This is a genomic window from Pseudoalteromonas sp. Angola-4, from assembly GCF_028599265.1.
Classification (GTDB): Bacteria; Pseudomonadota; Gammaproteobacteria; order Enterobacterales; family Alteromonadaceae; genus Pseudoalteromonas; species Pseudoalteromonas atlantica.
Map to the genome: position 1 here is coordinate 1 of NZ_JAQREK010000128.1, position 255 is coordinate 255.

General features: G+C 44.7%; 1 pseudogene. It reads left to right on the forward strand.

Going from position 1 to position 255, the window contains the following annotated elements:
• Positions 1-255, forward strand: a pseudogene (locus PSH48_RS21130) (elongation factor Tu); the annotation flags it as partial.

Below are 255 nucleotides of genomic sequence, written 5' to 3' on the forward strand. Positions count from 1 at the left end.
GTGCACTTCTACGTGGTACTAAGCGTGAAGACGTTGAACGTGGTCAAGTACTAGCTAAGCCTGGTTCAATCAACCCACACACTACATTCACTTCAGAAGTATACGTACTTTCTAAAGATGAAGGTGGCCGTCATACTCCTTTCTTCAAAGGTTACCGTCCACAGTTCTACTTCCGTACAACTGACGTAACAGGTGACGTACAGTTACCAGAAGGCGTAGAAATGGTAATGCCTGGTGATAACGTTAAGATGACAG